A 17792-nucleotide genomic window follows, 5' to 3' on the forward strand; every position below is an offset into this window, starting at 1 on the left:
ACCTTCGCGCTGGCGCGCTGCGGTGCGGGCGGCTTCGGGCGGCCGGGCGCCGCTGGACGGGCCACCTTCGCGCTGGCGCGCTGCGGTGCGAGCGGCTTCGGGCGGCCGGGCGCCGCTCACGCGGTCGCGGCCTCGGGCTGCGGGTGGGGCGCGGGCGCGTCGAGGTCGGACGTTTGCAGCTCGTGCGCCAGGCCGCTCAGGCGCCGCTGCGCCGCCTCCAGCGCGGCCTCCTGCTCGCCGATCTCGGCGATGCGCCCGTCCAGCTCACCGGCGGCGCCCTGGATGCGCTGGATCGCCTCGATCCGGCGCCCGAAGGCGCGCCGGCGCTCGCGCAGCTGCGCGTCGAGCTGGCTGGAGCAGGACTTGTTCCACAGCTCGATGTCGCCCAGCGCGGTCTCGAAGATCGAGCGCACGCGCGCCACCAGGGCGCGCAGCAGCTTCTCGGCGAACTCGGGCCGGGCCAGCTGCACGATGTTGCCCACGCCCAGGTATTGCAAGTGGCTGCGCTCGACCGCGCCCAGGTCGCTCTCGAAGCGCGCCATGTCGGGCGGCGGCGCGGCCTGCAGGGAGAAGCCGTATTCCGCGTTGAGCTGGCGGAACGCGTTGGTCAGCATCTCGTGGATCTCGCCTTCGAGCATCTGCACCCTGCGCATGACGCCGCGCAGGTTGTCGAAGCCGTGCGCGTACGCCCGCTTGACGCCGAACTTGACGCCCGACTCGCGCAGCATGGTGGCCAGGCCCGCCAGCTCCTTCTTGATCGACGAGCTGCCGAGCAGCTTGAACACCTCGCGCAGCAGCTTCATGTGCACGGTGCGCACGGCCAGCACGCTGGCGGCGCTGCGGTCGAACTCGGCCTTCTCCTGCTCCACGCGCAGCCGCATCTGGCGGATCACCACGTGGTTCTTGCCGCGCAGGCCCTTGAGTTCCAGCGCCTGCTCGGCCAGCTCGCGCCGGCGCGCGCCCAGCGTGCGGGCCGCGTCGGCCTGCAGGCGTCCGACGCTGGCGCGGATGGCGCCCTGCAGCACCGACTGCCGCGCGCCCAGCACCTGCCGGCCCAGCAGCTGCTCGAACGGCGGCAGGCGGCTCTGCGCCAGCAGCCCGTCGTCGCCGCGCACCTTGGCCAGCAGCCCCTTCTGCGCCGACAACGCGATCACCTGCGCGGGCGGCAGCTCCAGCGTGTGCGCGGTCTCGGCGCACTGGCGCGCGATCTGGGCCTCGATGCGGGCGGGCGTGCTCAGCTCGTCCCACAGGGTGTCGATCTTGTTGAGCACCACGAAGCGCGTGCCGAGGCCGTCGTCCACCGAAGCCAGGTGCTCGCGCCAGATGGTGAGGTCGGACTTGGTCACGCCCGTGTCCGCCCCCAGGATGAACACCACCGCCTGCGCCTGCGGGATCAGGTTCACCGTCAGCTCGGGCTCGGCGCCGATGGCGTTCAGGCCCGGCGTGTCCAGCACCACCAGGCCCTGCTTGAGCAGCGGGTGCGCCATGTTGATCAGCGCGTGGCGCCAGCGCGGCACCTCGACGGCGCCGGCGGCGTCGACGGGCGGGTTGTCGTCCGGCCGGTCGTCGTGCCAGAAGCCCAGCGCGCGCGCCTCGTCCTGGCTGACGTGCAGCACCTCGGACACTTTCTCCATGGCGCCGGCCAGCTGGGCCGGGTCGTTCACGTCCAGGTCCACCCGGGTCCACTTCTCGGGCACCTGGCGCCAGTCCAGCAGCGCCTGGGGCTGCAGGCGGGTCTCGATGGGCAGCAGGCGCAGGCAGGGCGGCAGGCCGGCGTCGTAGCCCAGCTCGGTGGGGCACATGGTGGTGCGGCCGGCGCTGGCGGGCATGATGCGGCGGCCGTAGCCGGCGAAGAACACCGCGTTGATCAGCTCCGACTTGCCGCGCGAGAACTCGGCCACGAAGGCGACCATGACCTTGTCGGCGCGCAGCTGCTCGGCCAGGCGCTGCACGCTTTCCTCGGAGCCGTCGTCCAGCAGCTCCTGCTCGCGCAGCCAGTCGGCCAGCACCTTCAGGCGCATGCCCATCTCGCGGCGCCAGGCGCCGTGCCGGTCGAACTGCTCGTTGAAACCTGCCGCCACCTGTGCGCCCCTCGGAAAGATGCGCGGCATATTACACCGGCGTCCGGCGCCATTCGGCGGCCCGGGCGCGCCATCCGCGGCCGCGCGTGAACGAGTTGGCTTCAGGGCCGCTGGCAGGCCGGGCAGAAGAAGGTGGAGCGCTGCCCCTGGCGGATCTGCCGCAGCGGCGCGCCGCAGCGCACGCAGGGCTGGCCGGCGCGGCCGTAGACCGCCGCTTCCAGCTGGAAATGCCCGCTCTCGCCCGTGGCGCTGGAAAAATCCCGCAGCGTGCTGCCGCCCCGCTCCACCGCGCGCGCCAGCACCTCGCGGATGGCGGCGTGCAGGCGGTCGGCGCGCGGACGCGACAGCCGGCTGGCGCGCACGGTGGGCCGGATGCCGGCCAGGAACAGCGCCTCGGACGCATAGATGTTGCCCACGCCCACCACCACGTCGCCCGCCAGCAGCACCTGCTTGATGGGCGCGCGCCGCGCCTTCAGCCCGGCATGGAACGCGCCCGGGTCGAACTGGCCGTCGTCCAGCGGCTCGACGCCCAGCGTGGCGAGCAGCCGGCGCGCCGGATCGGCGTCCAGCGCGGGCGACCACACCACGGCGCCGAAGCGGCGCGGGTCGTGCAGGCGCAGCACGCCCTGGCTGGTGTGCAGGTCGAAGTGGTCGTGCGGGCCGGGCGGCGGCGGGTCGGGCTGGAAGCTCAGGCTGCCCGACATGCCCAGGTGCAGCAGCAGCACGCCCTGGTCGAGCCGCAGCAGCAGGTACTTGCCGCGCCGCCCCACGTCCAGCACCGTGCGGCCGGCCAGGTGCGCGGGCTCCTCCAGCCCCAGCGGCCAGCGCAGCGGCTTGCCCAGGCGCGCGCCCAGCACGCGCGCACCACGGATGCGCTCGGCGAAGCTGCGCCGCGTGACCTCGACTTCAGGCAATTCAGGCATGGCTGGATTATTATGGGTCGATGAAGTCTTACCGTTGCGTCCTGGCCAGCCTGGTGCTGGCGATGGCAACCCCCGCCGCGCTGTCCCAGGCGCCGGCCCCGCCCCAACCCCCCGCCTCCGCCGCGCCGCCCGCGCAGTCATCCATGAACGCGCGGCTGCTGTACGAGCTGCTGCTGGGCGAGCTGGTCTTCCGCGAAGGCGACGCCCAGAACGCCACCGCCCGGCTGCTGAACGCCGCGCGCCGCACCGGGGACGAATCGCTCTTCAAGCGCGCCACCGAGATGGCGATCCAGTCGCGCTCGGGCCCGGCGGCGCTGGACACCACCCGCGCCTGGCGCCAGGCACACCCCGGCTCGGCGGAAGCGGCGCGCTACGAATTGCAGGTGCTCATCGTGCTCGGCCGCGTGGCCGAGACCGAGGCGCCGGTGCGCGAGCTGCTGGCCGCCCTGCCCGCCGACGAGAAGGACGCCTTCATCGCCGCGCTGCCGGCGCTCTACCAGCGGGTGCCGGACCGCGCCGAGGCCGCCCGCACGGTGGAAGCCGCGCTGGCGGACGCCCTCAAGTCGCCCGCCCTGGCGCCCGCCGCCTGGACGTCCGTGGGCCGGCTGCGCCTGCAGGCCGGCGACAAGGCCGGCGCGCAGTCGGCCGCCACCCTGGGGCAAGCGGCCAGCGCGCAGTCCGAATGGCCCGCGCTGCTGGCGCTGCAACTGCTGGCCGACGGCCAGGTGCCGGGCGCCGAGGCGCTGATCCAGCGCTATCTCGAAAGCCCGCAGGCCAAGCCCGAGGTGCGCATCGGCTACGCCCGCGTGCTGGTCGATCTCGGCCGGCCGGCCGACGCCCACGCGCAGCTCGACGTGCTGAACCGCCAGCAGCCCGGCTACCCCGAGGGCTGGCTGGTGAAGGGCGCCCTGCTCGCCGACGAGCGCCGCGACGGCGAGGCCGAGCAGGCGCTGCGCCGCTTCCTGCAACTGGCCGACGCCGAGGCCGGACAGCCCGGCATGGACCGCGAAGGCAGCCGCAGCCAGGCCCGCATGATGCTGGCGCGCATCGCCGAGCGGCGCGGCGACCTGGCCGCCGCCGAACAACTGCTCCAGCAGGTCGATTCGCCCGAGCAGGCCCTGGCCGCGCAGTTGCGGCGCGCCCAGATGCTGGCCCGCCAGGGCAAGCTGGACGAGGCGCGCCAGGCCATCCGCGCGGCGCCCGAGGCCCAGCCCGAAGACGCCCGCAACAAGCTGCTGGCCGAGGCCCAGCTGCTGCGCGACCACCAGCAGCCCGAGGCCGCCTACCAGATGCTGGCCGACGAGCTGAAGACCGACCCCGACGACGAAGCCCTGCTCTACGACGCCGGCATGGCCGCCGAGCGCTTAGGCCGCCTGCCCGACATGGAGCGCCTGCTGCGACGCGTAATCGAGCTCAACCCGAAGTCCGCCAGCGCCTACAACGCGCTGGGCTATTCGCTGGCCGATCGCGGCCTGCGCCTGCAGGAGGCCAAGGAGCTGATCGAGAAAGCGGTGCAGCTCTCGCCCGACGACAGCTTCATCCAGGACAGCCTGGGCTGGCTCGAGTTCCGCCTGGGCCGCCCGCAGGAAGCGCGCCGCATCCTGGCCGCGGCCTACAAGAAACGCCCCGACCCCGAGATCGCCGCCCACCTGGGCGAGGTGCTCTGGGCGCTGGGCGAACACGACGCCGCCCGCGCCGCCTGGCGCGACGGCCAGCGGCTGGACCCCGAGAACGAGACGCTCGTCAAGACCCTCAAGCGCCTGCAGGTGACCCCGTGAGGGCACGCTCGGCCGCCTGGGCCGGCCTGTTGATTGCTATTTTATTCATAGCTGGCTGCGCAAGCCAGACGGGCGCTGGAGGCACTTTTGACAAAAAATCCGAGCACTGGGCCGGCCGCCTCGGCCTGACCGTGGACAGCGAACCGCCGCAGTCGTATTCGGCCGGCTTCACCCTGCTCGGCAACCCCCAGGCGGGCGAGCTCAGCCTGAGTTCGCCGCTGGGCAGCACGCTCGCCGTCATGCAGTGGCGGCCCGGCCAGGCGCTGCTGCGCCAGGCCGGGCAGACGCGCAGCTTCGCCTCGCTGGACGAACTGGCCGCCGCCGTCACCGGCACCCCGCTGCCCGTGCGCGCCCTGTTCGGCTGGCTGAACGGCACGCCGCAGGCCGTGGAGGGCTGGGCTACCGACTTGAGCCGCCTGCCCGATGGCCGCCTGACCGCGCGCCGCCTGATGCCGCTGCCCACGGCCGAGCTGCGCGTCGTCCTGGACCGCTGAAATGAGCCCACCCCCGTTGCTCCACTCGCTTCGCGATGCTGCGGCATCCCCCCTCGACGGAGCGCGCCCGCTGGCCGGGGAAACTCCGGCCAGGAGCGCACGGGCTTGGCCTGCTCCGCGGCCTTCCGGCTCTTTGGGTTTCATGCGCTGCGGGTGGTGCGGCGCCGTGGACAACTGACGTGCGCGCGCTCCACGACGTGCCGGCGCCGGCCAAGCTGAACCTGTTCCTGCACGTCACCGGCCGCCGCGCCGACGGCTACCACCTGCTGCAATCGGCCTTCGCGCTGATCGACTGGTGCGACACGCTGCACTTCGAGCGTCGGGCCGACGGCGCCCTCACGCGCGAAGACCTCGGCTGCGCGCTGCCGCCCGACGACCTGGTGCTGCGCGCCGCCCGCGCCCTCCAGCAGGCCAGCGGCTGCCGCGACGGCGCGCACATCGGCATCCACAAGCGCATCCCGGCGCAGGCCGGGCTGGGCGGCGGCTCGTCCGACGCGGCCAGCACGCTGCTGGCGCTCAACCGGCTGTGGAGCCTGAATCTGACCCTTGGCCAACTGGCGCGCATCGGCCTGCAACTGGGCGCCGACGTGCCCTTCTTCCTGCACGGCAGCCACGGCTGGGTCGAGGGCATCGGCGAGCAGGTGCGGCCGCTGGCGCTGCCCGCCACGCGCTTTCTTGTGGTGAAACCGCCGCAGGGGCTTGAGACCGCGGCCATTTTTGGCGCACCCGGACTGAAACGCGATGCCGAGCCTGCTACAATCGCAGGCTTTGCTGCAAACCCGCACGGCTTTGGCCGCAACGACCTGCAGCCGGTCGCCGAGCGGCTTTGCCCGCAGGTCGCCCAGGCCCTCGATCTGCTCGCGCAGCAGGGGCTGGTAGGCAGAATGACCGGCTCGGGCAGCGCGGTGTTCGCCCAGGTGCCTGAAACCGCCGCCGATGTGGCCGGCGTACAGGCACCGCAGGACTGGCAGGTGCGTTTGTGCAGCAGCCTGGAAGCCCATCCGCTCGGCGGCTGGGCCGAAGGCAGCGATTGAAGGTGGCTGGCCTGGCCTTGGTCCAGGCCGGCAACCGGCGTAGGGGAGTCGCCAAGTTGGTTAAGGCACCGGATTTTGATTCCGGCATGCGAGGGTTCGAGTCCTTCCTCCCCTGCCAAACCGTTGTTCCGGGGCGCGCGCGGCCGAACGCGCCCCCGGGCCGTACCGCACCGAACACCTGATTTGTCGGAAAACGCATGCAGACGTCTCCCACCCCCGACTTCATGGTGTTCACCGGCAACGCCAACCCCGCGCTGGCCGCCGAGATCGCGGGCAACCTCCACATCGCGCTGGGCGCGGCCGACGTGGGGCGCTTCTCCGACGGCGAGGTCACGGTCGAGATCAAGCAGAACGTGCGCGCGCGCGACATCTTCGTCGTGCAATCCACCTGCGCGCCGACCAACGAGAACCTGATGGAGCTGCTGATCATGGTCGACGCGCTCAAGCGCGCCTCGGCCGAGCGCATCAGCGCCGTCATCCCCTACTTCGGCTACGCGCGGCAGGATCGCCGCCCGCGCTCCACCCGCGTGCCGATCTCGGCCAAGGTGGTGGCCAACATGCTGCAGGCCGTGGGCGTGAACAGCGTGCTGACGATGGATCTGCACGCCGACCAGATCCAGGGCTTCTTCGACATCCCGGTGGACAACATCTACGCCTCGCCCGTGCTGCTGGGCGATCTGCGGCAGAAGAACTACGAGGACCTGCTGGTCGTCAGCCCCGACGTCGGCGGCGTGGTGCGCGCGCGCGCGCTGGCCAAGCAGCTCAATTGCGACCTGGCGATCATCGACAAGCGCCGGCCCAAGGCCAACGTGAGCGAGGTGATGCACGTCATCGGCGACATCGAGGGCCGCAACTGCGTGATCATGGACGACATGATCGACACCGCCGGCACCCTGGTGAAGGCGGCCGAAGTGCTGAAGGAGCGCGGCGCCAAGAAGGTGTACGCCTACTGCACGCACCCGATCTTCTCCGGCCCCGCCATCGAGCGCATCTCCAAAGGCAGCGCGCTCGACGAGGTGGTGGTCACCAACACCATTCCGCTCAGCGACGCCGCGTCGCGCTGCGGCAAGATTCGCCAGCTTTCCGTGGCGCCGCTGATCGCGCAGACGATCCAGCGCATCGCGCGCGGCGAATCGGTGATGAGTCTGTTCCAGGAGCAGGAAAACCTGTTCTAGGGACTTTTCCCGGCTGCCCCCACGCATGGGCCAGCAGTCTTTTTCAACCCGAGCCGCACTGGTCGCGGTGGGCTCACAAGGAGTGCAACATGAAATTCGTCGCTTTCGAGCGCGCAAAGCAGGGTACGGGTGCGAGCCGCCGTCTGCGCAATGCCGGCAAGGTGCCGGGCATTGTCTACGGCGGTGAGGGCGAGCCCCAACTGATCGAGCTGGACCACAACGCGCTGTGGCAGGCCCTCAAGAAGGAGGCCTTCCACTCGACCGTGCTCGACATGGAACTGGCCGGCAAGTCCAGCCAGGTGCTGCTGCGCGATCTGCAGATCCACCCGTTCCGCCAGCAGGTGCTGCACGTGGACTTCCAGCGCGTGTCCGCCAAGCAGAAGATCCACATGAAGATCCCCCTGCACTACAGCGGCGAGGAGGAGTCTCCTGCGGTGAAGCTGGACAAGGCGCTGGTCAACCACATCCTGAACGAGCTGGAAGTCTCCTGCCTGCCGGCCGACCTGCCGGAAGCCATCAACGTGGACCTCTCCAAGCTGGAAAAGGGCACCACGCTGACGCTCAAGGACATCCAGCTGCCCAAGGGCGTGGAAGCCGTGCTGCACGGTCACTCGGCCGAGGACACCGTGCTGGTCTCGGTGGTCGGCCCCGTGGCCGAGGAGCCGGCCGAGGGCGAAGCTGCTGCCGCCGCGCCGGCCGAGGGCGAGAAGAAGTAAGCGCTCTTCTCTCCTAGCCGAACGGCCCGCTTCGCGCGGGCCGTTTTCTTTCCTGCATAGGGATAATCCGCCCCCATGATCAAACTCTTCGTCGGCCTGGGCAATCCCGGCCCCGAGTACGAGGCCACGCGCCACAACGCCGGCTTCTGGTGGATCGACGCCGTGGCGCGCACGCTGGGCGTGCAACTGGCGGACGAGCGGGGCTTCCACGGCCTGGTGGCGCGCGCCAGCGTGCAGGGTCGCGCCGTCTGGCTGCTGGAGCCGATGACTTTCATGAACCTGTCGGGCCAGTCGGTGGCGGCGCTGGCGCGCTTCTACAAGATCGCGCCGCAGGAGATCCTGGTGGCGCACGACGAACTCGACCTGCCGGCCGGCCAGGCCAAGCTCAAGCAGGGCGGCGGCCACGCCGGGCACAACGGCCTGCGCGACATCCACGCCAAGCTGGGCAGCCCCGACTACTGGCGGCTGCGCCTGGGCATCGGCCACCCAGGGCAGAAATCGGAAGTGCTCGGCTGGGTGCTGCGCAAGGCGCCGCTCGACGAGCGCATCGCGCTGGAGCAGGCCATCGACCGCGGCGTCAAGGCATTTCCCGACCTGGTGGCGGGCGAGATGGCGCGCGCCACGCTCACCATTCACACCGACAAGCCACCGCGCCCCAAGCCGCCCCGGCCTACCGCGCCGCCGGCCTGAACTACTGATTTGATAGCTGCCAGCGCTTGCTGGACGGGCGCTGGAGGCCTATTTGGCTTGTAATCCTCAGACCGGTTGATCGGCCATCAGCCGCCGGTACTTGCGCCAAAGCGTTTCCTTGTCTTCCACCTGCTGCGGGTTGACGGGGATGCATTCCACCGGGCACACCTGCACGCACTGCGGCTCGTCGAAGTGGCCGACGCATTCGGTGCACTTGCCGGGGTCGATCTCGTAGAACTCGGCGCCCATCGAGATCGCCTGGTTGGGGCATTCGGGTTCGCAGACGTCGCAGTTGATGCACTCGTCGGTGATCATCAGCGCCATGGTTGAGGGGCTCCGGCGGAAGGAAACGAGAGCCTGATTATCCGGCCGCCGCAAAGAAGCTGCCCGGTGTGTTGAAATGCGGCGCACCCCGCGAGCCCGCATGAGCTACTTTCTCTTCAAGCGCCTGCTGACGCTGCTGGCCACGCTGGCGGCCACCAGCGTCATCGTGTTCGCGGTGCTGGAGGTGCTGCCGGGCAACGCCGCCCAGGTGCTGATGGGGCCCGACGCCGACCCCGCCGCCGTGGCCGCCAAAGCCGCCGAGCTGGGCCTGGACCGCCCCGCCCCCGCCCGCTACGCCGACTGGATGCGCGGCCTGCTGCGCGGCGACATGGGCAACTCGTACAGCTACGGCTCGCCGGTGTCGGAGCTGATCGCCGAGCGCCTGACGCTCACCGTGCCGCTGGCCGTGCTGGCCATGCTGCTGACCACCGTGCTCGCGCTGCTGGTGGGCGTGATCGCCGCCGCGCGCCACAACAGCGCCGCCGACGTGGGGCTGATGTCGCTGGCGCAGGCCGGCATGGCGATCCCCAACTTCTGGTTCGCGATCCTGCTGATCCTGCTGTTCTCGGTCAAGCTGCAATGGCTGTCGGCCGGCGGCTTCGACGGATGGTATTGGGACGACGGCGTGTGGGCCGGGCTGTGGGAGGGCTTGAAGGCGCTCATCCTGCCCGCCGTGGCGCTGGCGGTGGTGCAGGCGGCGATCCTGGCGCGCTTCACCCGCTCGGCGGTGCTGGAGGTGCTGCGCGAGGACTTCGTGCGCACCGCCCGCGCCAAGGGCCTCAGCCGCCGCGCCGTGCTGTGGGGCCACGTGCTGCGCAACGCGATGATCCCGGTCATCACCGTGATGGGCCTGCAATTCGCCGAGCTGCTGGCCGGCACCATCGTGGTGGAGAACGTGTTCTACCTGCCGGGCCTGGGGCGCCTGATCTTCCAGAGCATCGCCAACCGCGACGTGATCGTGGTGCGCAACTGCGTGATGCTGCTGGCGGGGATGGTGGTGGTGGTGAACTTCGTGGTCGATGTGCTGTACGCGGTCATTGACCCACGTGTAAAGGCGCACGAGCTGTGACGGCCGCCCCCCCCGCCCCCACCCCGCGCGCCGCGCCCAACTTCTGGCAGCGCGCGCGCCGCCACCCGGGCTTCGCCATCGGCGGCGTGCTGACCGCGCTGCTGCTGCTGGCGGCCGGGCTGTCGTACCTGTGGACGCCGTACTCGGTGTTCGAGGTGGACATGGACGCCAAGCTGCTGCCGCCTTCGGCCGCGCACGGGCTGGGCACCGACGCCTTCGGGCGCGACGTGGCTTCGCTGCTGCTGGTCGGCGCGCGCGCCTCGATCCAGGTGGGCGTGATCGCCGTCGGCATCGGCCTGCTGGTGGGCACGGCGCTGGGGCTGCTGGCTTCGGCGCGGCGCGGCTGGGTGGAGGAGCTGATCATGCGCGTGGCCGACTTCGGCTTCGCCTTTCCGGCCATCCTGACGGCCATCATGCTCACCGCCGCGTACGGCGCGGGCATCGGCAACGCCATCGTCGCCATCGGCATCTACAACGTGCCGGCGTTCGCGCGCATCACCCGCGCCGCCGCCAACGCCGTGTGGTCGCGCGACTACGTGCTGGCCGCCCGCGCCGGCGGCAAGGGCCCCTGGGCCATCACCTGGCAGCACGTGCTGCCCAACATCACGGCGGTGCTGATCGTGCAGGCCACCATCCGCTTCGCCGTCGCCATCCTGGCCGAGGCGGCGCTGTCCTACCTGGGCCTGGGCACGCAGCCGCCGCAGCCCAGCTGGGGCCGCATGCTGGCCGAGGCGCAGACGCTGATGTTCGACGCCCCCCTGCTGGCCGTCTGGCCGGGCCTGGCCATCGCGTTGGCGGTGCTGGGCCTGAACCTGCTGGGCGACGGCCTGCGCGACCTGCTGGACCCGCGCTTGCGCAATCCCGCCAGATAAGTAATACTTCATTTATTACTTTATCGACCTTGCCATGACCACCACCGTCAAACTCCCGCCCGAGCTGGAGCAGTCGCTGCGCCAGCACTGCGCCGCCGCGGGCCGCGGCATCAGCGAGGTCATGCGCGACGCGCTGACCGCCTACCTCGCCAGCACGCCCGCCGCGCCGGCCTCGGCCTGGTCGCTGGGCGCCGACCTGTTCGGCCGCCACGCCGGCCCGGCCGACCTGGCCGCCGCGCGCCGCACCCACGCGGGCGACGTGTGGGCAGAGAAGCACGCGCGCCGCGCGGCGACATGAGCCAAAGCCACGGCCCCTCGCCGCTGCACGTCGCCGAGCCGCCCGCGCGCTGGCTCGTCACGCCACGCGGCCAGGTGCTGGTGGACAGCGGCCCGCTGCTGGCCCTCTTCAACGCCGCCGACCACTGGCACGCCCCGGTGGCGGCGTGGCTGAAGGCGCACCCCGACGTCGCCCTGGTCAGCACCTGGCCCGTGCTGACCGAAGTCTGCGCCCTGCTGGCGCGGCGCGTGCACAACCAGGCGGCGCTGGACTTTCTGCTGTGGGTGGAGCGCGGCGCGCTGCGCGTCGATGCGCCCGCCGAGGCCAGCCTGGCGCAGATGCGCCGCATCGCCCAGCGCTTCGCCGACCTGCCGCTGGACTTGGCCGACGCCTCCATCGCCGAGGCCGCCGAGCGCCTGGGCCTGCGCCGCATCCTCAGCGTCGACGCCGACTTCGACGTCTACCGCGACGCGCGTGGCCGGCCTCTCACCAATCTGCTGCGCTGAGATGAGACAGCCCAGCTTCGCACGGTTTGCAAGCCCCTCTCCCCTCGCGGGAGAGAGGTTGGGGAGAGGGGGAGCGCAGCGCCACCTTGAGCATCACCGCCCCCTCTCCCCGGCCCTCTCCCGCGAGGGGAGAGGGAGAAATACCGCGCGGTTTCATCAACTGCGGGTGGCGCGCTGCGCCATGAATAGCTGACATGCCGCTGCTGCAAGCCGACCATCTGCGCGTCACGCTGCGCACCCACCGTGGCAGCGCGGCGGCGGTGCAGGGCATGAGCTTCACGCTGGAGCGCGGCGACACCCTGGGCCTGATCGGCGAATCCGGCTGCGGCAAGTCGATGACCGCGCTGGCGCTGATGGGCCTGGCGCCCGACAACGCCACCGTCAGCGGCAGCCTGAAGCTGGCGGGCGAGCAGCTCGTCGGCCTGCGCGAACGCGACTGGCGGCGCGTGCGCGGCGCGCGCATCGCCATGATCTTCCAGGAGCCGATGACGGCGCTGAACCCGGTGCACCGCGTCGGCGCGCAGATCGCCGAGCCGCTGGTGCTGCACCGCGGCCTCACGCGCCGCGCCGCGCGCGCGCGCGCCATCGCGCTGCTGGAGCGCGTGGGCATCCCCGAGCCGGCGCGGCGCATCGACAGCTTTCCGCACCAGTTCTCCGGCGGACAGCGCCAGCGCATCATGATCGCCATGGCGCTGGCCTGCGAGCCCGACGTGCTGCTGGCCGACGAGCCCACCACCGCGCTCGACGTGACGGTGCAGCAGCAGATCCTGTCGCTGATCCGCGCGCTGGTGGCCGAGCGCGGCATGGCGCTGGTGCTGATCTCGCACGACCTCGGCCTGGTGGCGCAGAACGTGCGGCGCATGCTGGTGATGTACGGCGGCGCGGTGGTCGAGCGCGGCAGCGCCGACGAGGTGTTCGGCCACCCCGCGCACCCCTACACGCGCGGGCTGCTGGCCGCGCGCCCCCGCCTGGCGCACCGGCTGGTGGCGCACCGCAGCGAGCGGCTGCCGACCATTCCCGGCAGCGTGCCCGAGCTGTTCAGCCTGCCGCCGGGCTGCCCCTTCGCCGGCCGCTGCGCGTATACCGAGGCGCCCTGCTTCACCGAAACGCCGCCGGTGATCGAGCTGCCCGGCACCCATTCGTTCAGCTGCCGGCGTGCCGACGCGGTGCTGGGTTCTACGGATTTGATAGCTGCCAGCGCTTGATGGACGCGCGCCAGAGCCCTTTTTTGCTTGAATTGATCGACGCGGCGCAGAGCTACCGCCTGCCGCGCGAATCGCTGCTGCACCCGCCCGCCGAGGTGCACGCGCTCAAGGGCGTGTCGCTGCAAGTCACGGCCGGACGCAGCATGGGGATCGTGGGCGAATCCGGCTCGGGCAAGAGCACGCTGGCGCGGCTGGCGATGGCGCTGGAGCGGCCCACGCGCGGGCAGGTGCTGTTCGAGGGGCGCGATCTGAATGCGCTGAACACACGCGAACTCCGCGCGGCGCGGCGCGGCTTCCAGATGGTGTTCCAGGACCCCTACGGCTCGCTCGACCCGCGCCGCCGCGTCTGGCGCACCGTGGCCGAACCCGCCGCCGCGCTGGAGGGCGCCCCGCGCGCCGAGCAGCGCGAGCGCGCCGCCGCCATGCTGCAAGCCGTGGGCCTCGGCGCCGACGCGCTGGACAAGTACCCGCACGAATTCTCCGGCGGCCAGCGCCAGCGCGTCGCCATCGCGCGCGCGCTGATCACGCGGCCCAAGCTCATCGTCGCCGACGAGGCGGTGAGCGCGCTCGACGTGTCCGTGCAGGCCCAGGTGCTGAACCTGATGGCCGACCTGCGCGACGAACACGGCGTGACCTTCCTCTTCATCAGCCACGACCTGGCCGTGGTCAGCCACCTGTGCGCCGACGTGGCGGTGATGAAGGGCGGCCTGATCGTCGAGCAGGGCCCCGTGCGCCAGGTGCTGCGCGAGCCCCGCCACGACTACACCCGCACCCTGCTGGCCGCCGTGCCCCCGTGAAGCATTCGCGCTACCATGCGCGCGCCCCGTTCCCCCAAGGAGACCGCCCTCATGAAACGCCGCGACTTCGCCCTGACCCTGCCCGCCCTCGCCACCCTGGCGCAGCTGCCCGCCTTCGCGCAGTCGCGGCGCGATGCCATCGTGCTGGGCATGACGCTGGAGCCCACGCCCGGCCTCGACCCGACCGCGGGCGCGGCTTCGAGCATCGGCGAGACGATGCTCTACAACGTGCTGGAAACGCTGGTCAAGATCAATGCCGACGGCAGCGTCACCCCATTGCTGGCCGAGCGCTGGGAGGTCTCGCCCGACCTGCGCACCACCACGTTCCACCTGCGCAAGGGCGTGAAGTTCAGCAACGGCGAGCCCTTCAACGCCGCCGCCGTCAAGTTCAGCTTCGAGCGCGCCGCCGGCGAGAAGAGCACCAACAAGGACAAGCGCACCTTCGCCGCCATGGAGAGCGTGCGCGCCCTGGACGACCACACGGTGGTCGTCATCAACAAGGAGCCCGACCCCGACTTCCTCTTCTACCTGGGCCAGGCCACCGCCGTCATCGTCGAGCCCAAGAGCGCCGACGGCAACGCCACCCAACCCGTCGGCACCGGCCCCTACGTGCTGGACGCCTGGGCCAAGGGCTCGTCGCTCACCCTCAAAGCCTCGCCAAGCTACCGCAATCCCGGCGCCGTCAAGATCAAGCGCGCCACCTTCCGCTTCATCAGCGACCCGGCGGCACAGGTGGCCGCCGTGCTGGCGGGCGACGTGGATGTGTTCGTGCGCGTCACGCCGCGCGGCACCTCGCGCTTCAAGGCCAACCCGCGGCTGCAACTCGTGGTGAGCGGCTCGCGCGCCAAGACCGTGCTGGCCATCAACAACCAGCGCAAGCCTTTGAGCGACGTGCGCGTGCGCCGCGCCATCGCCGCCGCCATCGACCGCAAGGCCGTCATTGCCGGCGCGGCCGACGGCTACGGCGTGCCCATCGGCAGCCACTACGTGCCCGGCGCCGCCGGCTACGTGGACACCACCGGCATGAACCCCTACAACGTGGAGAAGGCCAAGGCCCTGCTCAAGGAGGCCGGCGTCACCACGCCGCTGGAACTCACCCTGGTGCTGCCCCCGCCGCCCTACGCGCGCCAGGGCGGCGAGGTGATCGTGGCGCAGCTGGCCAAGATCGGCATCACCGCCAAGGTGCAGAACGTGGAATGGGCGCAGTGGCTGGCCAACACCTACGGCGGCCCGCACAACTACGACCTGACACTGATCAGCCACGTCGAGCCGTTCGACCTGGGCAACTTCACCAACCCCGACTACTACTGGGGCTACGACAACCCCAAGTTCAAGGCGCTCTACAGCAGGATCAAGACCACCGCCAACACCGCCGAGCGCAACAAGCTGCTGGGCGAGGCGCAGAACATGCTGGCCGACGACGCCGTGCTGGCCTGGCTGTACCAGCCGCAGTGGATCACCGTCGCCAAGAAGGGCGTGCACGGGCTGTGGAAGGACATGCCGATCTTCGTCAACGACGTCGGGGCGCTTTCCTGGGGCTGACCATAAGCTACCAAAACAATAGCTGCCAGCGCTTTCTGCACGGGCGCTAGCGGCCTTTTTTCCTTATAAAAGCACCCTATGCCCAGCACCACGGCCCTGCACGCCCTGTCCGCCCACGAACTGGCCGCCGGCTACCAGGCCGGCCGCTTCTCGCCCGTCGAGGTGGCGCAGGACGTGCTGGCGCAGATCGCGCGCTGGGAGCCGCGCATCGCCGCCACCTGGCTGCTGCGCCCCGAACTGGCGCTGGAACAGGCCCGCGCGGCCGAGGCGCGCTGGCGCCGGGGCGCGCCGCTGGGCCCGCTGGACGGCGTGCCCGTCACCCTGAAGGACAACATCGCCACGCAAGGCGACCCGACGCCCGTGGGCACGCGCGCCGTGCCGCTGCTGCCCGCGCAGGCCGACGCGCCGCCCGCCGCGCGCCTGCGCGAAGCCGGCGCGGTGATCGCCTGCAAGACCACCATGCCCGACTACGGCATGCTGTCCTCGGGCCTCTCCAGCTTCCACAAGCTCGCGCGCAACCCGTGGGATGAGGCGCTGACGCCCGGCGGCTCCAGCGCCGGCGCCGGCGCCGGCGCGGCGGCGGGCTACGGGCCGCTGCACGTGGGCACCGACATCGGCGGTTCCATCCGCCTGCCGGCCGCGTGGTGCGGCGTGGTCGGCCTCAAGCCCAGCCTGGGCCGCGTGCCGATCGACCCGCCCTACATGGGCCGCGCCGCCGGCCCCCTGACGCGCACCGTGGACGACGCCGCGCTGCTGATGCAGGCGCTCGCCCGCCCCGACCCGCGCGACAGCATGGCGCTGCCGCCGCAGGCCATCGACTGGTCGCTGGTGTGGCGCGAGGAGCGGCCGCTGAAGGGCCTGCGCATCGGCCTGCTGCTGGAGGCCGGCTGCGGCTTGGCCGTGGAGCCGGCCATCCGCGTCGCCGTGGAACACGCCGCGCAGCTGTTCGAGGCGCAGGGCGCCATCGTCACCCCGCTGGCGCCCTTCATGACGCCTGATCTGCTGGCCGGGCTGGACCACTTCTGGCGCATGCGCTCCATGCTCGACCTGGATGCACTGCCGCCCGCCGCGCGCGAGGCCGTGCTGCCCGTGATCCGCGCCTGGGCCGAGAGCGCGCGCGGCATGAGCGGCCCCGACGTGTTCCGCGCCTACAGCGCCACCCACGCCACGCGCGTGGCCAGCGTGCGGGCCATGCAGGGGCTGGACTACCTCATCTCGCCCGTCTCGCCCAACGCCCCGGCGCCGGCCGACTGGCCCTCGCCCACCAACGACCCGCTGCGCGGGCTGGAGCACATCGGCTTCACCGTGCCCTTCAACATGGGCGAGCAGCCGGCCGTGTCGCTCAACTGCGGCTATATGGATTCGCCCGCCACGCCGGGCACCGTGCTGCCCATCGGTTTGCAGATCGTCGGCCAGCGCTTCGACGACCTGGGCGTGCTGCAGGTGGCGCGCGCCTTCGAGCGCATCCGCGGGCCGCAGCAGCCCTGGCCCGCCGCCTGAGCCGGCCAGCGCCCTATTCCGCCGCGCACTCCAGCGCGAACACCGGCACCCCGGCCTGCCGGCTCAGCCACAGACCGCCACCCATCTGCACGAAATGCCGCGACAGCCCGCGCCGGTACACCTCGGCGCGGTGGCGGAACAGGCGCGGATCGGTCAGGTCTTCGTCGATGATGTCGCGCTCGTAGTCCTCGCGCGCCACGGCCTCCAGGTACAGCGCGCCCTGGCTCAGCGCGCCCAGGTTGTCCAGCGCGCGCTTCAGGTCCGGCGGGCTGAGGTAGGGCAGCACCCCCTGGCAGATGACGAGGTCGAACCGCTGCGTGGCCGGGTAGTCCACCACCGAGCCACGCGCCCAGCCGTAGCGCGCGCACAGGTAGTCGCTGAGCTCCACGCCGTGGTAGCGGGCCTGCGGAAAGTGCCGGGCCACGATGCCTTGCCACAGCCCGATGCCGCAACCCACGTCCAGCACGCTGCGCACCGGCACGCGCAGGTACTGCAGGTAGGCGCAGACGAAGGCGCCCAGCCGCTGAACGTGCTGCGGGTCCGCCACCTTGGTCTTGCGGTCGAAGTAGTAGCGCTGGTAGTAGGCTTCGTCGAAGGTATCGGCGTTGGCGGATTCCATGGGCGGCAGTATGGCAGCCACCGCGCCCGCCCCGAAGTCGGCTACACTCCAGGCCATCGACTGCGGCGTGCTCGTTGCCTCGGTCCTTGATGCACACCCTGCGCAGCCTCCGGTTGCCCGGGTCGCGGCCTCGAACGGTTTCCCGTCTCCTCCGGCCCGCGGTCATCCCCTCCTGGCGAGCCCTATCGTC

At 71.4% G+C, this 17792-nt stretch carries 18 protein-coding genes and 1 tRNA gene; 15 read left to right on the forward strand and 4 right to left on the reverse strand.

Annotated elements, in window-relative coordinates; translation table 11 throughout:
* Positions 1-116: 116 nt before the first annotated feature.
* Both QM772_RS05940 and mutM read right to left on the reverse strand, forming a co-directional pair.
* Positions 117-2081, reverse strand: a complete 1965-nt coding sequence (locus tag QM772_RS05940) for a dynamin family protein (protein ID WP_415134514.1) — start codon at positions 2079-2081, stop codon at positions 117-119.
* A 101-nt stretch (positions 2082-2182) separates the two neighbouring features.
* On the reverse strand, positions 2183-3004 hold the full coding sequence (mutM, locus tag QM772_RS05945) for a bifunctional DNA-formamidopyrimidine glycosylase/DNA-(apurinic or apyrimidinic site) lyase (protein ID WP_415134515.1): 822 nt from the start codon (positions 3002-3004) through the stop codon (positions 2183-2185).
* 20 nt (positions 3005-3024) lie between these two features.
* Here mutM and QM772_RS05950 point away from each other — a divergent pair, with 20 nt between their 5' ends.
* The 7 genes from QM772_RS05950 to pth all read left to right on the forward strand — a co-directional run bounded on the left by QM772_RS05950 (position 3025) and on the right by pth (position 8891).
* The gene (locus QM772_RS05950) at positions 3025-4782 is read left to right on the forward strand and encodes a tetratricopeptide repeat protein (RefSeq protein WP_415134516.1); all 1758 of its coding nucleotides are present in this window, start codon (positions 3025-3027) and stop codon (positions 4780-4782) included.
* On the forward strand, positions 4779-5276 hold the full coding sequence (locus QM772_RS05955) for a lipoprotein insertase outer membrane protein LolB (RefSeq protein WP_415134517.1): 498 nt from the start codon (positions 4779-4781) through the stop codon (positions 5274-5276). The genes QM772_RS05950 and QM772_RS05955 overlap by 4 nt, the downstream gene beginning before the upstream one ends.
* A gap of 179 nt (positions 5277-5455) precedes the next feature.
* A complete protein-coding gene (ispE, locus tag QM772_RS05960; RefSeq protein WP_415134518.1) occupies positions 5456-6310 on the forward strand; it encodes a 4-(cytidine 5'-diphospho)-2-C-methyl-D-erythritol kinase in 855 nt (284 codons plus the stop codon).
* Between the two features lie 41 nt (positions 6311-6351).
* Positions 6352-6428: transfer RNA gene (locus tag QM772_RS05965), tRNA-Gln, on the forward strand.
* Positions 6429-6507: 79 nt separating this feature from the next.
* The gene (locus QM772_RS05970) at positions 6508-7485 is read left to right on the forward strand and encodes a ribose-phosphate pyrophosphokinase (protein ID WP_415134520.1); all 978 of its coding nucleotides are present in this window, start codon (positions 6508-6510) and stop codon (positions 7483-7485) included.
* 89 nt (positions 7486-7574) lie between these two features.
* Complete coding sequence (locus QM772_RS05975) at positions 7575-8201, forward strand: 50S ribosomal protein L25/general stress protein Ctc (protein WP_415134522.1); 627 nt, start codon at positions 7575-7577, stop codon at positions 8199-8201.
* A 75-nt stretch (positions 8202-8276) separates the two neighbouring features.
* On the forward strand, positions 8277-8891 hold the full coding sequence (pth, locus tag QM772_RS05980; protein ID WP_415134524.1) for an aminoacyl-tRNA hydrolase: 615 nt from the start codon (positions 8277-8279) through the stop codon (positions 8889-8891).
* 66 nt (positions 8892-8957) lie between these two features.
* On the opposite strand, the gene QM772_RS05985 is transcribed toward pth, so the two are convergent.
* Positions 8958-9215: a YfhL family 4Fe-4S dicluster ferredoxin gene (locus tag QM772_RS05985; RefSeq protein ID WP_415134527.1), complete on the reverse strand. Its 258-nt coding sequence runs from the start codon at positions 9213-9215 to the stop codon at positions 8958-8960.
* A 100-nt stretch (positions 9216-9315) separates the two neighbouring features.
* Between QM772_RS05985 and QM772_RS05990 the strand changes: the two genes are divergently transcribed.
* From QM772_RS05990 to QM772_RS06025, 8 genes are all read left to right on the forward strand, one after another.
* Positions 9316-10284 carry an ABC transporter permease gene (locus QM772_RS05990; RefSeq protein WP_415134529.1) on the forward strand — a complete coding sequence of 323 codons (969 nt, stop codon included), beginning with the start codon at positions 9316-9318 and terminating at the stop codon, positions 10282-10284.
* Positions 10281-11156: an ABC transporter permease gene (locus QM772_RS05995; protein ID WP_415134531.1), complete on the forward strand. Its 876-nt coding sequence runs from the start codon at positions 10281-10283 to the stop codon at positions 11154-11156. The genes QM772_RS05990 and QM772_RS05995 overlap by 4 nt, the downstream gene beginning before the upstream one ends.
* A gap of 34 nt (positions 11157-11190) precedes the next feature.
* Entirely contained in the window at positions 11191-11454 is a 264-nt protein-coding gene (locus QM772_RS06000) for a ribbon-helix-helix protein, CopG family (protein ID WP_415134533.1), read from the forward strand.
* Positions 11451-11939, forward strand: coding sequence for a type II toxin-antitoxin system VapC family toxin (locus QM772_RS06005; protein WP_415134535.1), 489 nt, complete (start codon positions 11451-11453; stop codon positions 11937-11939). The genes QM772_RS06000 and QM772_RS06005 overlap by 4 nt, the downstream gene beginning before the upstream one ends.
* Positions 11940-12133: 194 nt before the next feature.
* Positions 12134-13144 (forward strand): ABC transporter ATP-binding protein, encoded by a 1011-nt coding sequence (locus QM772_RS06010; protein ID WP_415134537.1) that lies wholly within the window; start codon positions 12134-12136, stop codon positions 13142-13144.
* Positions 13144-13941: an ATP-binding cassette domain-containing protein gene (locus QM772_RS06015; protein ID WP_415134539.1), complete on the forward strand. Its 798-nt coding sequence runs from the start codon at positions 13144-13146 to the stop codon at positions 13939-13941. The genes QM772_RS06010 and QM772_RS06015 overlap by 1 nt, the downstream gene beginning before the upstream one ends.
* 51 nt (positions 13942-13992) lie before the next feature.
* A complete protein-coding gene (locus tag QM772_RS06020; RefSeq protein WP_415134541.1) occupies positions 13993-15483 on the forward strand; it encodes an ABC transporter substrate-binding protein in 1491 nt (496 codons plus the stop codon).
* A 78-nt stretch (positions 15484-15561) separates the two neighbouring features.
* Positions 15562-16983, forward strand: coding sequence for an amidase (locus tag QM772_RS06025; RefSeq protein WP_415134543.1), 1422 nt, complete (start codon positions 15562-15564; stop codon positions 16981-16983).
* 13 nt (positions 16984-16996) lie between these two features.
* On the opposite strand, the gene QM772_RS06030 is transcribed toward QM772_RS06025, so the two are convergent.
* A complete protein-coding gene (locus QM772_RS06030) occupies positions 16997-17602 on the reverse strand; it encodes a class I SAM-dependent methyltransferase (RefSeq protein WP_415134545.1) in 606 nt (201 codons plus the stop codon).
* Between the last annotated feature and the right edge of the window lie 190 nt (positions 17603-17792).

The organism is Ottowia sp. (genome assembly GCF_047601385.1).
In the GTDB taxonomy this organism is placed as follows: Bacteria; Pseudomonadota; Gammaproteobacteria; order Burkholderiales; family Burkholderiaceae_C; genus Ottowia.

What these genes read in the sequence shown, in the direction of transcription:
- QM772_RS05985 (WP_415134527.1), bottom strand. Translation starts at nt 9,215, where the DNA reads ATGGCGCTGATGATCACCGACGAGTGCATCAACTGCGACGTCTGCGAA.
- QM772_RS05975 (WP_415134522.1), top strand. Translation starts at nt 7,575, where the DNA reads ATGAAATTCGTCGCTTTCGAGCGCGCAAAGCAGGGTACGGGTGCGAGC.
- QM772_RS06000 (WP_415134533.1), top strand. Translation starts at nt 11,191, where the DNA reads ATGACCACCACCGTCAAACTCCCGCCCGAGCTGGAGCAGTCGCTGCGC.
- QM772_RS06005 (WP_415134535.1), top strand. Translation starts at nt 11,451, where the DNA reads ATGAGCCAAAGCCACGGCCCCTCGCCGCTGCACGTCGCCGAGCCGCCC.
- QM772_RS05970 (WP_415134520.1), top strand. Translation starts at nt 6,508, where the DNA reads ATGCAGACGTCTCCCACCCCCGACTTCATGGTGTTCACCGGCAACGCC.
- pth (WP_415134524.1), top strand. Translation starts at nt 8,277, where the DNA reads ATGATCAAACTCTTCGTCGGCCTGGGCAATCCCGGCCCCGAGTACGAG.
- QM772_RS06025 (WP_415134543.1), top strand. Translation starts at nt 15,562, where the DNA reads ATGCCCAGCACCACGGCCCTGCACGCCCTGTCCGCCCACGAACTGGCC.
- mutM (WP_415134515.1), bottom strand. Translation starts at nt 3,004, where the DNA reads ATGCCTGAATTGCCTGAAGTCGAGGTCACGCGGCGCAGCTTCGCCGAG.
- QM772_RS05990 (WP_415134529.1), top strand. Translation starts at nt 9,316, where the DNA reads ATGAGCTACTTTCTCTTCAAGCGCCTGCTGACGCTGCTGGCCACGCTG.
- QM772_RS06010 (WP_415134537.1), top strand. Translation starts at nt 12,134, where the DNA reads ATGCCGCTGCTGCAAGCCGACCATCTGCGCGTCACGCTGCGCACCCAC.
- QM772_RS06020 (WP_415134541.1), top strand. Translation starts at nt 13,993, where the DNA reads ATGAAACGCCGCGACTTCGCCCTGACCCTGCCCGCCCTCGCCACCCTG.
- QM772_RS05950 (WP_415134516.1), top strand. Translation starts at nt 3,025, where the DNA reads ATGAAGTCTTACCGTTGCGTCCTGGCCAGCCTGGTGCTGGCGATGGCA.
- QM772_RS06015 (WP_415134539.1), top strand. Translation starts at nt 13,144, where the DNA reads ATGGACGCGCGCCAGAGCCCTTTTTTGCTTGAATTGATCGACGCGGCG.
- QM772_RS06030 (WP_415134545.1), bottom strand. Translation starts at nt 17,602, where the DNA reads ATGGAATCCGCCAACGCCGATACCTTCGACGAAGCCTACTACCAGCGC.